Annotated in this window: 8 protein-coding genes and 2 pseudogenes; 2 read left to right on the forward strand and 8 right to left on the reverse strand. The window is 62.4% G+C overall.

The genetic code is table 11. The annotated features are described in order from the left end of the window. Window positions 1-14: 14 nt before the first annotated feature. The 5 genes and pseudogenes from RW095_RS30515 to RW095_RS30535 all read right to left on the reverse strand — a co-directional run. On the reverse strand, window positions 15-1910 hold the full coding sequence (locus RW095_RS30515) for an extracellular solute-binding protein (protein WP_394365208.1): 1896 nt from the start codon (window positions 1908-1910) through the stop codon (window positions 15-17). A gap of 115 nt (window positions 1911-2025) precedes the next feature. Beyond that, window positions 2026-2799: a TonB family protein gene (locus tag RW095_RS30520; RefSeq protein WP_317022433.1), complete on the reverse strand. Its 774-nt coding sequence runs from the start codon at window positions 2797-2799 to the stop codon at window positions 2026-2028. Next, window positions 2796-3215 (reverse strand): ExbD/TolR family protein, encoded by a 420-nt coding sequence (locus tag RW095_RS30525; RefSeq protein ID WP_006051605.1) that lies wholly within the window; start codon window positions 3213-3215, stop codon window positions 2796-2798. The genes RW095_RS30520 and RW095_RS30525 overlap by 4 nt, the downstream gene beginning before the upstream one ends. A 25-nt stretch (window positions 3216-3240) precedes the next feature. Then, window positions 3241-3852 carry a MotA/TolQ/ExbB proton channel family protein gene (locus tag RW095_RS30530; protein ID WP_317022434.1) on the reverse strand — a complete coding sequence of 204 codons (612 nt, stop codon included), beginning with the start codon at window positions 3850-3852 and terminating at the stop codon, window positions 3241-3243. A gap of 112 nt (window positions 3853-3964) precedes the next feature. Next, window positions 3965-5359 (reverse strand): annotated as a pseudogene (locus RW095_RS30535) (TonB-dependent receptor domain-containing protein); the annotation flags it as partial. Between the two features lie 55 nt (window positions 5360-5414). On the opposite strand from RW095_RS30535, the gene RW095_RS30540 reads away from it, so the two are divergent. Then, window positions 5415-6575 carry an IS30 family transposase gene (locus RW095_RS30540; RefSeq protein ID WP_317022435.1) on the forward strand — a complete coding sequence of 387 codons (1161 nt, stop codon included), beginning with the start codon at window positions 5415-5417 and terminating at the stop codon, window positions 6573-6575. Between the two features lie 6 nt (window positions 6576-6581). Here RW095_RS30540 and RW095_RS30545 read toward each other — a convergent pair. Then, window positions 6582-7715: pseudogene (locus RW095_RS30545) on the reverse strand (TonB-dependent receptor plug domain-containing protein); the annotation flags it as partial. A gap of 34 nt (window positions 7716-7749) precedes the next feature. On the opposite strand from RW095_RS30545, the gene RW095_RS30550 reads away from it, so the two are divergent. Continuing rightward, window positions 7750-8013, forward strand: coding sequence for a hypothetical protein (locus RW095_RS30550; protein WP_317022869.1), 264 nt, complete (start codon window positions 7750-7752; stop codon window positions 8011-8013). Between the two features lie 939 nt (window positions 8014-8952). Here RW095_RS30550 and uvrA read toward each other — a convergent pair. Together uvrA and RW095_RS30560 are read right to left on the reverse strand one after the other, a co-directional pair. Beyond that, window positions 8953-14868 carry an excinuclease ABC subunit UvrA gene (gene uvrA, locus RW095_RS30555; protein WP_317022436.1) on the reverse strand — a complete coding sequence of 1972 codons (5916 nt, stop codon included), beginning with the start codon at window positions 14866-14868 and terminating at the stop codon, window positions 8953-8955. A gap of 226 nt (window positions 14869-15094) precedes the next feature. Continuing rightward, entirely contained in the window at window positions 15095-15412 is a 318-nt protein-coding gene (locus RW095_RS30560; RefSeq protein ID WP_317022437.1) for a single-stranded DNA-binding protein, read from the reverse strand. Window positions 15413-15444 lie beyond the last annotated feature (32 nt).

A 15444-nucleotide genomic window follows, 5' to 3' on the forward strand; every position in this document is an offset into this window, starting at 1 on the left:
GCTTCTCGATGAACTCAGTGGGACGCGGCCGGCCGTTTGGCGAACCAGTAGTCGATGACCCAATCCTCGTACTGGTACGAGGCCGGCACGACCTTCGGAAAACCCAGCGTGGTCTTGTAGCCAATGCGCGCGCCCGGCGCGTAATACTCGGGCACGAGGTAATACGAGTTGATCAGCACGCGGTCGAGTGCGCGGGTTGCCGCTTGCAGATCGTCGAGCGTGGTCGCGGCGAGCGCGGCATGGATCAGCGAGTCGACCGCGGGCGAGCGAATCCCCGGGTAGTTCTCGGAGCCCACCTGCGAGGCCGCCGCGCTGCCGAAGCGGCGTGCGAGTTCCACACCGGGAATGGTGACCGGGGGATAGATATACGTGGTCATGTCGAACTCGAAGTTGTCGATCCGCTTCTGATACAACGCACTGTCTATCTCGCGCAGATGCGCCTCTATCCCGAGGTTCGCAAGCGCCTGCATATACGGAAGAATCAACCGGTCCATGCCGGGCTGATCGTCGATGATCTCGATCTTCATCGGTGTGCCGCTGGCGTCGCGCAACGCGCCGTCGCGATAGTGCCAGCCGGCTTGCGCGAGCAGGTCGCGCGCCACGCGCAGGTTGCCGCGCAGCGAATTCGGCGGCAGCGTATCCGGCGGCTTCACCATCGGGCCGAAAACTTCCGGCGGCAAACTCGCGCGGTACGGTTCGAGCAGCGCGAGTTCCTTCGCTCCCGGCATGCCGCTCGCACCGAACGGGCTCGCAGCGAAATAGCTTCCGGTGCGGCGGTACTGGCCGTAGAACATCATCCGGTTCATCCAGTCGTAATCGAACGCCATGGTCAAAGCATGGCGTACCCGCACGTCCTGGAACATCGGCTTGCGCAGATTCATCAGCATGCCTTGCATCTGCGCGGGGCCGTCCGCGAAATTGCCTTTCTTCAGCACACCATTGTCGAAATTCTTGCCCACGTACTTGCGCGCCCACTGCGTCGCGCTGTATTCGACGATCGCGCCGGCGTCGCCTGCCTTGAAGGCTTCGAGCTGCGTGTAGTGGTCGCGATACAGCTTGAACGTGATATGCGCGAAGCGGTACATGCCGCGCCTCGACGGCAGGTCCGCCGCCCAATACGCCGGATTGCGCCTGTATGTGATCTCCTTGTCGTTCTTGCGCGATTCGACGAGATACGGGCCGCTCGAAACCGGCACCTCGTTCGCGATCTGGTCGAACGGCGCTCGCGTGCCGTCCGCGCGCATCCCCCATTTCGGCGAGAACACCGGCAGGTCGCCCGCAATCAGCGGCGCGTCACGCTCGGCATGCTTGAATTCGAAGCGCACGGTGGCCCGATCGACCACGACCGCGCGCTTGATCACCGCGAATTGCGCGTTGAACATCGGCGAGGCCTGCGGGCTCGTCAACGTGTCGAACGAATATTTGACGTCGGCTGCGGTAATCGGATCGCCGTTCGAGAAGCGCGCGGCCCGATTGATGTGAAACGTCGCCGACGACAGATCGCGCGCGACTTCCACGTCGTCCGCGATCAACGGATACTCCGACGCAAGTTCGTCCCAGCTTCGCTGCATCAGCGTGTCGAACATCAGATGCAGCACGTCCGGCGCGGGTGCGCCACGCACGAGGAACGGATTCATCGAATCGTAGCTTTGCAATTCGTTGTAGTTCTGAAAGCTGAGCGTGCCGTCCGCGGGTGCGGTGGGGTCGGCGTAGTCGAAGTGCGTGAAGTTCGCCGGATATCTGGGCTCGTCGTATTGCGATATGGACGGCCTCGCGTGCGCGCATGTCATGCCGAACGCGAGGGCGATGCCGACTGCGCGCGCCCACAACGAGGCCACGCCCGAGCCGGGCCGCGGCAGATGTGCGAGCATGCGCAACGCGCGCGGCCAGCGAAACTTCACAGGTCTCATTTCTTCGAAACGCTAAAGGTCGCGCGCCGGTTGCGAGCCGGCGCGCGGTACGTCGAATCGCGCGAGGATGGTTCTGGCCATCGCCCGCGCTCCCTTCTCCACTGCGGCTGCCGCCTTACTGGTCGTCGTCGCTCGGTGCGGTTTTGAACGAGAACGCAACTTCGCCGACGTACGGCTCGGCATTCTTCTCGCAACGATACGACCTGACCGCGGTGATGACCGCCTCGTTGAAGACCGAGGTCGGCCGTGTCACGCGCACGATCTTCACGTCGCTGACGCTGCCGTCGGGACTGATCGACAGATGCGCGATCACCGTCGCCGAAAGTCCCTCTTGCAACGCCCGGCGCGGAATCTGCGGCTGCACGGCCTGGCAGTGGCCGCGTCCGTCGACCACGCCGTGCAACGCCGGCGGCGCCGCCGGCGCGGGCGGAGCGGCAGGCGCCGTGGCTGGACCCGGCGTCGCATTCGCCGTGGCGAGCGCGGGCGCGTTCGCGCTCGGATTGGCGGCAGGCGCGATGTTCGCGGGTTTGGGCGTCGCCGACGGCATTGCCGGCGGGGGCTTCGGCGCCGGCTGCGGCTTGGGCTGCTGCGGTTTGGGGGGCGGCTTCACCGGCGTCGGCGCGGGCGGCGGCTCGAGCTTTTTCACTTCGGGCGGCGGCGGCGGTGGCGGCGGCGCCATCGTCACTTCCATGATCTTGCGCGGGGCGGGCGGCTCCTGCTTGAAGCTCACCTGCGAGAGTCCCGCGACGATCAGCAGTTCGACGACGAGCGCGGCAGCCAGCGCTGTCTTCATGGACATGCGGCCATGATGCGCCGGAATGGACGACGCCCAGAGCGCGCCGCTCAGGCGGCTTTGCGGGTCTTTCATGTCGAGTACCGGAGAGCTCATGTCGTCGGATTGGTGGCGAGTGCAACGGAGCTGATGCCCGCTGCGCGCACGAGATCCATCACCTTGACGATGTTCTTGTAGCTCGTGCCTTCGTCGCCCGCGATCGCCACGTCGACCTTCTTCGAATCATGCACGAGCCCTTGCAGATGCGCGGTCAGCTCCGTGGGCGTGACGGGCTTCGCGTCGAGATAGATCTCGTCGGTCTTCGTGACGCCGATCGACACCTTGACTGTCTGCTGCAACTGCTCCGCCGTGCTCGATTGCGGCAGATCGAGTTTGATGCCCGCGCCCTGAATCATCTTCAGCGTGGCGAGCATGAAGAACACGAGCAGGAACATCATGATGTCGATCATCGGAATGATCTCGATGCGCGCCTTCTCTTCCGCGCCCAGGTAATGGCTGCGATGGTTACGCATGATCCTTCTCCTTGGAAGCGGATGTTCAGGCGGCGAACCGCGACACGAGCAGCGACTTGATCAGATCGAACTGATTGACCGTCATCCGGATACGCTTGTTGAAGTAGTTCAGGAAGATCACGCAGATAATGGCGATCGTCAGGCCGCAGGCGGTAGCCGTCAGCGCGTGGCCGATGCCGCCCGTCACGCCGTTCGGATTCGCGGTGCCGCTCGTGCCGAGCACGTTGAACGACTCGACCATGCTGATGATCGTGCCGAGCAGGCCGAGCAGCGGCCCGAGCGTCACCGCCGTGTCGAGAATCCACAGTTTGCGGTCGAGGCGCGGCATCTGGAACATGATGGTCTCCTCCAGCTCGCGTTCCACCACCGCTTCCGGTTTGCCTTGCACCTTCAGCGCACTTTTGACCAGCTCGCCCTGCACGGTTGCTTTGTAGTGCTCGGCGACTTTCTGTGCGTCGGACAGATTGGCCGGCTCGACCATCTTCAGATCATGTTCGAGCGTCTTGCCCGCCTTGACCGCTCGCGAGAAGAACATGAAGCGCTCGACGATGATCGAGATGCCCAGCAGGAAGATGAAGGCCAGAACGGGAATCAGGCCCATCGATTGAACTGAATAGTTGATAAGGGTATTGAGCACGGGGAACTCCAGTTACGTCTCTAACAAAGTTGGGCCGCTTCGGTCCCGAAGACCGGAGCCGGAGCGGCCGACCGACTAAACAGACTGCTCTTCAAAGACAGACATCGAGAACTTAGAAGCGGTACGTCGCGCCGACCTGGAAGAAGCGGCCGATGTTGGTGTAAAGGGACTGGTCATAGCCGGTGATGTCCGGCGTGGCCTGCCACTCGACGTCGAACGGCGGCTTGCGGTCGAAGATGTTGTTGATGCCGCCGTAGATGGTCCAGTGCTTGAAGCCGCGATACGTGGCCATCAGATTGAACTGGCTATACGAAGCCACCGACAACGTGCCGCCGTCGCCGAATTCGGCCGCCACCGCATTCGTGTAAGGGCCCGTGTACTGCCACGTGAGCGTGGTGGTGAGCTTGCGGTAGTCCCAGCTCAGGCTCGTGTTGCCCTTCCAGCGCGGGTTGCTCGCGCCGAACGGTTGCAGCAGCGCAAGGTTGTTGCCCGCGAAGTCCTGCGTCGGTGCGCCGGGGCTATTGAGCTTGAAGTGCCACACATAGGCCCAGTCGCCGGCGAGCGTGAACGTGCCGTACTTCGTGCCGACCGACTTGCGGAAGTTCATGTCGAAGCCGTCGGTGTCGAGCGAGCCGAGATTGACGAACTGTTCCTTGATGTAGGCGACCGTACCGTCCGCATTGCGGATCACCGTCGACGGGTCGTTCGCGTTCATCACCGCATTGGGATCGTTGGTGCCGATCACGCCGTCGATGTGAATCTTGTAGAACGCGGCGCCGATATCGGTCGACGAATCCGGCGAGAGCTGGAAGCCGATGTTGTAGTTCTTCGTATGCTCGGGCTGCAGGTTCGGATTGCCATTGACCTGTTCAGTCGTGAAGCGCTTGGTCGGCGTACCGCTCGGATCGTTCGGATCGACCAGATTCTGGTGCGCAAGGTAAGTTGCCTGCGAATTTTCGACGAGAGTCGGCGCACGGAAACCGCGGCTATACGACGCGAATGCCGTGAGCGCCTGCACCGGCTGGAAGCGCAGCGCGAAGCTCGGCGAGAACGCGCCGCCGAAGTCGCTGTAGTGGTCGTAACGGCCCGCCTGCGTGAACGTCAGATTGCGGATGATCGGAATGTCGATCTGGTAGTAGACCGCGGCCACGTTGCGCTCGCCGTCGACCGTCTGCACGTTGGCCGGCGCGGTGATGCCCTGCACGGTGTACGTGCGTGAATTGATCAGCGAACTCTCATGGCGGAATTCCGTACCGAAGCCGACGCCGACCGGTCCGCCCGGCAGATTGAACAGATTGCCGGTCGAGGTTTTCGCCGTCACGCTGTCGAGCTTCGAGATCGCCTGCTCGTAGTCGTTCTGGAATACGCCGTTCAACCCGTTAGGCGTTGCCGACGGATTGGCGAAGTCGTACACCCCGTTCTGCAGGATGTTCTCGACGCCCGCCACGTTCAACATGTTCCTGTAGGTCGTGTCGACAGTGCTTTGCGAATGACCGTAGTCCGCGGCGGATTCAACCGGTCGGTGCAACACCTAGAATCTGAGAGCAGCGGAGGTGTTGCAAATGAAGCAGCGACCGAGAATTTACTACTCCGAGACCCAGAAGGCGCTGATGTGGGACCGATGGCGCAAGGGCGATACGATTCATCAGATTGCCAAACTGTTCGATCGAGGCCATTCTTCGATTCAGCGGATACTATCGGAGACCGGCGGCATCCAGCCGCTGCAAAGGCACCGCGCGCCACGGGCATTGACGCTCGCGGAGCGCGAGGAGATATCCCGCTCCCTGGTGTCCGGATTATCGATTCGGGCGATAGCAGCCAGGCTGGGACGGGCTGCGTCCACTATAAGTCGCGAGTTGCAGCGCAACGGGGGCAGCCAGGGCTATCGAGCAAGCCAGGCGGATGTGATCGCCTGGGAGAGGGCACGTCGGCCGAAGGTTTGCAAATTGGTGCAAAACCAGACGCTGGCGCGAGTTGTCGCTGCAAAGCTGAAGCTGCAGTGGTCCCCTGAGCAGATTGCAGGTTGGCTCAGACATGCTTATGCGGTCAACAAGGACTACCTGGTGTCGCACGAGACAATCTATCGGAGCCTCTATATTCAAGCTCGTGGTGCCCTGAAAAAGGAATTGCTTGAGCACTTGCGACGCTCTCGAACCATGCGCCGGTCCCGTCATCACACACTGAAAACTGAGGGACGCACGAACATTCGCGACGCCGTATCGATCAGTGAACGCCCCGCTACGGCGGAGGATCGCGCAATACCCGGGCACTGGGAAGGTGACTTGCTGTATGGCAACGCTACGAGCCAGATTGCAACTCTCGTCGAACGTCAAAGTCGATTCGTGATGCTGGTAAAAGTCGCCAGCAAGGATTCTGAGGCTGTGGTTGACGCGCTGATACGACACGCCAGCAAGTTACCTCGGGAACTATATAAATCGCTGACGTGGGACAGGGGTTCGGAAATGGCCGACCACAACCGCTTTACTGTCGCTACCGACATTGAGGTCTATTTCTGCGACCCACAGCATCCCTGGCAACGCGGTTCGAACGAAAACACGAATGGGCTTCTGAGGCAATACTTCCCTAAGGGTACTGATCTATCTGCCTACTCACAGACCAGGCTGGATGCCGTAGCCAGGCGGCTCAACGAACGTCCCCGAAAAACACTCAACTTCGATACGCCAGCTGAGCGATTTAACCAAATCGTTGCATCGACCGGTTGAATCCCCCGCGGACCAGTCCCAGTCGCCGAACTTCTGCGTGGTGAACGAGCCCTTCACGCCGGTCATCGCGCGCCAGAAAGTGGAGACCGTGTCCGCTGAAACGGTGTTGGGGAACGTATAGTTGATCTGCGCCGGTGCGCCGAACGGGTTGTACGGATTGGTCCCCGGAACGGTGCGCGACAGCGGCAGCGCGGAGCCGGTGGCCGGGTTGTAGGCGTTGGTTATGCTCGACAGTGCCGCGGGGCCCTCGTTCTGCACGGTTTCGTTGCGGCTCACCCACAAGTCCGCGTAGGCCTGGACGTCGTCATTGATCTTGAAGGTGCCGCGCACCTTCGCGTTCAAACGCGTTGTAGAAGGAACCAATGAAGTCGTGCTCGCGGGATTCGATTTACACTCGGCGCCGCCGTCGGCCGACACGCTGCCGGGCGGGCATGGGCTGAGGGCGGTCTTGGTGCCGTCGGGCGCCGTCCAGTACGACTGCTGGTTCGGCCCGAGCGGGCCTGCCAGACCGCCGGGGAACTGGCTGAAGTCCTGGTTGGCTGTCATTGAACGATCGGCGAGCGAGGAACCGCTGTCGCGGTAATAGCTCGCCGCAGCCGTTACGTTAAAGCGGTCCGAATTCAGATCGCCGAAGCCGCCGAGCACGCCGAAGTTGCCCTGCGCGTCGCCCGGATGTTGCGCCTTGCCCAGTTGACCGTCGAACTGCAAGCCCTGGAAGTTCTTCTTCGTGATGATGTTGACCACGCCGGCAATCGCGTCGGAGCCGTACACCGACACGGCGCCCGTCTTCACGATGTCGATGTGATCCACCATATTGAGCGGGATCGAGTTCACGTCGAAGAACGTGTCGGTGAAATTCACCGCCTTGCCGTAATTGGCGACGCGCTGACCGTCGACCAGAACCAGCGTGTACTTTTCGCTCAGGCCACGCAACGCAATGCCGCCACCGCCTTGCGCCGAACTGTTCATCGTCGTTTGGCCCCAACTGCTGCCCGAATTAGCGGAGGTGCCGCGCAGAAAATCAGCCACGGTCGTGTAACCGCTTTGCTCGATTTCCTTCGGCGTGATGGTCTGCACCTCGGTATTGCCGACCTTATCCGACGTGCGGATCAGCGAGCCGGTGACTTCCACGCGCTGCATCTTCGTTACGTTGCCCGAGTCCGTCGCTGCCGGAGTGGCTTCCGACGTCGTAGTGGCCGCGGTACTGCCGGTCGTCGCCGGCTGGCTCTGTGCAAATGCCGGTGCGGCAATAGCCGCCGACAAGGCGAGTTCTGCCCAAAGTATTCTTTTGATGGCCAACGCCAATGCCCTTTGTTTCATTTTCCCCTTCTCACTTGTCAGTAAGACCACACCTGTTGTGCAAGAAAAGCCTTATGAACTTCTCTGCCCTTTTCACGACGACGACGCACCACGCTTTACCGAATATGCCCAGCATTAGTGCAAATAAGTCCAAACGATTAAATTGTGTTTGATCCGATCTGGTGAGAACGGCAATACGGCTTCAATTCAATTTATTGAATATGGACTACTAATTTCATAACAGAAATGAAAGCTTTTCTATTTGTGCAATGTTCATGTCGATGTGAACTCGTCCCCTTTCGCGGCACGCCACTTTCAGCGCGGCTCAGTACATTCACGGAAAGACAAATAATTTGGATGCCTAACTTTGCTTCACCCCGCCAGCCTCCTGCCGAGGGTACTTCCGCTGCGAGCTTCCCTCCGCCCGACCGGTCTGTCAGTGAGTTGAAAGATTCACCGGATGGGGAACACCATTGCTGCTGAACCGCTTACCCTGCAAGGCGGACCTTGAGTGCGGCCCGTGAAATCGGGTGGCTGAAACATAGCAAGCCAGAATCGAGTAGTCAAAATTTGTTTGATAGAAGCAAATATTGTTTCGCGCGACGCTCACTGCTCGTCCGACTGCTATTTCCCGAAGTCGGACCGCCGCTTCGTCCGCTCACGGCAAGCAACGACAGATTTCGAGCGCGAGCGAAAGCGGCGGCCGAATTACGGACGCGTGACTTTCAGTCGGGCTGGAAAAGCGTGGAGACGAATCCTGCGCGTGTCTCCCGCCAAGGCGCCAAGTGTTATGAAGCACTCAATGGACAGCGACAATAACAAATCAAAATCGGTCGTCAAACTTTTTTTGATGACACTGTTTCAATCTGGCACTGCCCGATCTTTAGACGGGATGTTCTAAAGCTTTTCGAATTCGCACGTGCGTTGACCGCGTCTTGCGATATACGACGATTTGACAATGCACTAAACAGAACGCCGTCTTGAGCTAAACATGCTCTAGTGGAATGGAAAGGGCCCGCATCGCCTGATTGGCAATGCGGGCCCTGTCTTTTTGCTGCTGCGCGATCTGAAGAATCTGTTACCCGTTGGTGCCCTCGCCCGCTTCGACGGGCACAGCGCGAGTGCCGTCATTCGCGGCACGGTCGAGCACAGGCTTTAACGCTGCGCCGGTGTGGCTCGCGCGAACCTGCACGATTCCTTCGGGGTCCGTAGCAGCGACGATCGTTCCGCCGCCCACGCCGCCTTCGGGACCGAGGTCGATGATCCAGTCCGCCTCCGCGATCACATCGAGGTCGTGTTCGATCACCACGACGCTATGGCCGCCGTCAGCGAGACGATGCAGCACGCGAATCAACTTCGCGACGTCGGCCATATGCAGGCCGACCGTCGGCTCGTCGAGCACATACAACGTATGCGGCGGTTTTTGACCTCGCCGCGTAATGTCGTCGCGCACCTTGCTCAACTCCGTGACGAGCTTGATGCGCTGCGCCTCGCCGCCAGACAAGGTAGGCGACGGCTGACCGAGCGTGAGGTAACCGAGCCCCACGTCTTTCATCAACTGCAACGGATGAGCAATGTTCGAGATCGGCGCAAAGAACTCGACAGCCTCGTCGATTTCCATGGTGAGCACGTCGCCGATATTCTTGCCCCGCCACGTCACTGCGAGCGTTTCCGGATTGAAGCGCTGCCCGTGGCAGACATCGCACGGCACCTTCACATCCGGCAGGAAGCTCATGCCGATGGTCCGCACGCCTTGCCCTTCACAAGCTGGGCAACGGCCCTCGCCGGTGTTGAACGAGAAGCGCGATGCCGTGTAGCCCCGGGCGCGCGCTTCGAGCGTGCCGGCGAACAGCTTGCGAATTGCGTCCCACACGCCGATGTACGTCGCGGGACACGAGCGCGGCGTCTTGCCGATTGGCGTCTGATCGACTTCGAGCACACGGTCGATGCTTTCCCAACCCGTGATCGAGTCGCAGCCCTGCCACGCATGCGTGACGTTCAGCGGAGCACGCGGCGCGGTGCGCGCGAGCACGCTCGAACGACGGTTCGCGGCGGGCTTCTCTTCTGCCGCCGCTCGCGCCCGACGCGTAGCCGGCGACGACAACACCGAGCGCCCAACTGCGTCGAGCAGATTCGCCATGAGCACGTCACGCGCGAGCGTGGACTTGCCTGAGCCGCTGACGCCCGTCACCGCGACGAGCCGCGACAGTGGAATGCCCACGGTGACGTTGCGCAGATTGTGCAGCTTGCCGCCGTGCACGGTCAGCCAGTTCTCAGGCACCGCTGCCGCGCGCTTGCTTGGCGCGACGACTTTGCGACGCGGCTGCAACGGATGCACGATCGGCGTTGCGAGAAACTGCCCCGTCAGCGATTCGGGCTGCGCGGACAGATCCGCCACGCTGCCCTGCGCGATCAGCGTGCCGCCGCGCTTGCCGGCGCCCGGCCCGATGTCGATGATGTGATCGGCCCGCCGGATCGTGTCTTCGTCGTGCTCGACGACCACGAGCGTATTGCCCTTGTCGCCAAGCTTGCGCAGCGCGTTCAGCAGGATCTGATTGTCGCGCGGATGCAGCCCGATGGTCGGCTCGTCCAGCACATAGCAGACACCTTGCAGGTTGCTGCCCAGTTGCGCGGCGAGGCGAATGCGTTGCGCCTCGCCGCCCGACAGGCTCGGCGCCGCCCGGTCTAGGCTCAGATAACCGAGCCCGACTTCTTCGAGAAACTGCAAACGGCTGCCGATCTCGCTGACGACGTCGCGCGCGATCTCAGCGTCGCGGCCTGTCATGTGCAACCCGTCGATCCACGCGCGCGTGTCGGAGACGGTCCATTGGGCGACGTCGGTAATGGCTTGCGCGTCGAACGTGACGGCGCGCGCGGTGGGGTTCAGACGTGTGCCCACGCAATCCGGACACGGTTCGTCGACGAGACCTTCGGGTTCCTGCTCTTCCGACGGCAAACTTTGTTCGCGGCCACGATTGTCGTCCACCACGATCGTGTCGTCGTACGCGGCGCGTTGCTCGCGCGTGAGCGCGAGCCCCGTGCCCACGCAGGTCGTGCACCAGCCGTGCTTGCTGTTATACGAGAACATGCGCGGATCGAGTTCGGGATAGCTCGTGCCGCAAACCGGACACGCCCGCTTGGTGGAGAGCACCTTGACCGCGCCGAGCTTGGCGGTAGGCTGCCCGCCGTTTATTGCGTCATGCAGACCGTCGAGCGGCGCGAGCAGATGCATCACACCCTTGCCGACTTCCAGCGTCTGATCGAGCGCGCGACGCAGTTCCGCTTCGTTGTCCGCCGACACGATCAGGTCGGCGACCGGCAATTCAATGGTGTGCTCACGGAAGCGGTCGAGCTTCGGCCACGGGTCCACCGGCACGAATTCGCCGTCCACCCGTAGATGCGTATTGCCGCGTGCCTTTGCCCACTTCGCGAGATCGGTGTACACGCCCTTGCGGTTCACCACGAGCGGAGCGAGGAAGCCGACGTGCTGCCCCTTATGGTCACGCAGCAATTGCGCGGCGATGGACTCGACGCTTTGCGACGTGACCGGCGTGCCGTCATGAATGCAATGCTGCAAACCGAGCTTCACATACAGCAGGCGCAGGAAATGCCACACCTCGGACGTGGTCGCCACCGTACTCTTGCGGCCGCCGCGCGACAGACGCTGTTCGATCGCGACCGTCGGCGGGATGCCGTACACGGCGTCGACCTCGGGCCGGCCCGCGGGCTGCACGATGGAACGCGCGTACGCATTGAGCGATTCGAGATAGCGGCGCTGCCCTTCGTGGAAAAGAATGTCGAAAGCGAGCGTCGACTTGCCCGAACCGGATACACCGGTGATGACATTGAACTTGCCATGCGGGATGTCGACGTCGAGCGCTTTCAGGTTGTGCTCGCGCGCATTGACGATGCGTATTACGTCCTCGCCTTCGATTGCGCGGCGTGCGCGCGCCGCGCTCAGCGCGTTCTGCAACGGAATGCCTTGCGAAGCCGCCTCGGCAGGCTCCGCGGCCGCGCTCATTGCGCGGTCGTAGTGCAATAGCGCTTCGCCGGTATGCGATTCGGGGCAGCTCTTGACGTCTTCCGGCGTGCCGGCGCACAGCACGCGGCCACCGCCGTCGCCGCCTTCGGGACCGAGGTCGATGATCCAGTCGGCGGCGCGGATCACGTCGAGATTGTGCTCGATCACGATCAGCGAATGGCCGCTTGCCAGCAGCTTGCCGAAGGCCTGCATCAGCTTGGCGATGTCGTCGAAATGCAGGCCGGTGGTCGGCTCGTCGAACATGAAAAGGCGTTTGGCGACTGCCTGCTTCGCGCCGCGCGCAGTGCGCGCCTGCGCGGATTCGGCGAGAAAGCCCGCGAGTTTGAGCCGCTGCGCCTCGCCGCCCGACAACGTGGGCACCGGCTGACCGAGCTTCACATATTCGAGGCCCACGTCGACGATAGGCTGCAGCACGCGCAATACTTCGGCATCCTTCGAAAAATAGGCGACGGCTTCACTGACGGTCAGTTCCAGCACGTCTGCGATGCTCAACGCACGCGCCGGTTCGCCGCGCTCGATCTTCACTTCCAGCAGTTCCGCGCGATAACGGCGGCCGTCGCAGTCCGGACAGCGCAAGTACACGTCGCTCAAGAACTGCATTTCGATGTGTTCGAAACCCGAGCCGCCGCACGTCGGGCAGCGCCCGTCGCCGGAATTGAAGCTGAACATGCCCGGGCCATAGCCGCGTTGTTGCGCGAGCGGCGCCTTCGCGAACAGCTTGCGGATTTCATCGAACGCACCCACGTAGCTGGCCGGATTCGAGCGCGCGGTCTTGCCGATCGGCGACTGGTCGACGAACACGACGTCGGTGACCTGGTCCGCGCCGGTCAGGTTGCGAAATGCGCCGGGTGACTCGGTGGCGAGACCGAAGTGCCGCGCCATGGCCGGGTACAACACGTCTTGCAGCAAAGTGGATTTGCCCGAGCCCGACACGCCCGTCACGCAGACGAGCCGCTGCAACGGAATCTCTACCGTCACGTCGTGCAAATTGTGTTCGGTCGCGCCTTCGAGCACGATGCGCGGCGTGCTCGCGTCGACCGGGCGCTGCGACCAGTGCGCCGCGTCCGCCACGTGCCGGCGGCCGCCGAGGTACTCGCCGGTGAGCGTGCCCGACGAGCGGATTGACTCGGGCGGGCCGTCGTAAATGATCGAGCCGCCACGCTCGCCCGGCCCCGGACCCATGTCGATCAGACGATCCGCCGCGAGCATGACTGACGGATCGTGCTCGACCACCACCAGCGTATTGCCCGCGTCCCGCAGACGATGCATTGCTTCGACGATCCGGTTCAGATCTCGCGGATGCAGGCCGATGCTCGGCTCGTCGAGCACGAACAGCGTTTTCGTGAGCGACGTGCCGAGAGCCGTTGTGAGATTGATCCGCTGCACTTCGCCGCCCGACAGCGTGCGGCTTTGGCGGTCGAGCGTCAGATAACCGAGCCCGACGTCGCACAGATATTTGAGGCGCGTGCGCACTTCGGCGAGCAGCAGCTTGAGCGCGTCGTCGAGCAAAGCACTGGGCAAACTGATTTCGTCGAAGAAGCGGCGGATGCGCTCGATCGGCATCAGCATCAGGTCGTGCACGGTGAGGCCCGGCAACGCTTCCAGCTGCGCGCGGTTCCATTGGACGCCGCGCGGCATGAAGCGCTGCGCGGGCGTCAGCACTTCGTCTGCATTCGCCTTGCTGCCGAGACGCCACAGCAGCGATTCGGTTTTCAGGCGCGCGCCGCCGCAGGTTTCGCATGGCGTGTAGCTGCGGTACTTAGACAGCAGCACGCGGATATGCATCTTGTACGCTTTCGATTCGAGATATTCGAAGAAGCGTTTGACGCCATACCAATGGCTTTGCCACTTGCCATTCCAGTCTGGCGAGCCGTTGATCACCCAGTCACGCTCGGCGTCCGTGAGTTCGCCCCACGGCGTGCCGCGGCGGATGTCGGCCTTCGCCGCGTAGCGCATCAGATCGTCCTGACACTCCTTCCACGCCGGTGTTTGCATGGGCTTGATCGCGCCGTCGCGCAGCGTCTTGCGCGCGTCTGGAATCACGAGACCCAGGTCGACGCCGATCACGCGGCCGAATCCGCGGCAGACCTCGCACGCGCCGTAGGCCGAGTTGAACGAGAACAGCGCCGGTTGCGGGTCAGCGTAGCGCAGATCGCTCTCCGGACTATGCAGGCCCGTGGAGAAGCGCCAGATTCGCGGCTCGGGCTGCTGCGCCTCGGGCGCCTGCTGGACTTCGGGAGCCGGCGGCAGCACGTAAATATTCACGCGCCCGCCGCCGCGCTTGAGCGACGCCTCGATCGCCTCGACTACGCGCTGCTTGTCCGCCTGGCGGAGCCGGAAGCGGTCCGCGACGACATCCAGCAGTTTGCGCTTACCGGTAGGCGAATCGACCTCGCGCTGCGCCTGCACGCGCGTGTAGCCGCTTGCCGACAGCCATTGCTCCACTTCTTGCTCAGACGCCGACTCCGGCAACTCGACCGGAAACGTGACGACGAGCCGCGGATCGTCCTGCTCCGTGCGTTCGAGCAGATCGGCGTAGATCGTTTCGGGCGTGTCGTGACGCACCTGATGCGCCGTCTTGCGGTCGAACAGTTCGGCCGCGCGCGCGTAGAGCAGCTTCAGGTGGTCGTTGAGCTCCGTCATGGTGCCGACGGTGGAGCGCGAACTACGCACCGGATTGGTCTGGTCGATCGCGATGGCGGGCGGCACGCCGTCGACCCGGTCGACTTGCGGCCGGTCCATGCGATCGAGGAACTGCCGCGCGTAGGCGCTAAACGTTTCGACGTAGCGCCGCTGCCCTTCCGCGTAAAGCGTGTCGAACACGAGGCTCGACTTGCCAGACCCGGACGGGCCGGTAACGACCGTCATTTCGCCGGTTTTCACGTCGAGATCGACGTTTTTGAGGTTGTGCTGGCGCGCGCCGCGAATCTTGATGATGCCGTTGGATGACAATTTTCCGACCGTCTGAATGAGTGGGCCACCTCTTACGGACGCCTCGCGACCGCGCAAGTTCAGTGCAAGCGGGCGCTAAGGCGCTAATGCCGCGCCCCGCTTGCAGTTGAACACTATACTGTATATTTATACAGTTTTCCACGAGGCGCACCGGCCGTGTTTGTCGCACGTCGGGTCGGGGCGCCGCGCCGCCGTCAGCGCCACGCCGTGTCATGCCGGCGCAGTGTCAGGCGTCGCCGTCCTTGCGCCCTTCATAGGCCGTCAGGAGCTTGTGAGCGACCATGTCCACGGCCGGCTTGACCAGGCCGTTCTTGTCGGTCCAAACCTTGGGCGTGAGCGCCCCGCTCAGCGCGACGCTGTCCGCGTCGCTCAACGCGAGCAGCGCGGTTTGCACGCCGTTATCGAACGCAATCACGTTGACGAAAATCGTGTCGCCGTCATTGGTGACCGCGCGCACCTTGCAGGTCACGAAGCGCGTACCGTTTTGCCCCGTGCGAAGCTGCGCCTCGCCATACAGACGCCCGCTCACCAGTCCATCGATCATCTTGCTGCTCCCTTGTTTGCAGGTCCCGCACC

Origin of the sequence: Paraburkholderia kirstenboschensis, assembly GCF_032806925.1 — a bacterium.
Taxonomy (GTDB): Bacteria; Pseudomonadota; Gammaproteobacteria; order Burkholderiales; family Burkholderiaceae; genus Paraburkholderia; species Paraburkholderia kirstenboschensis.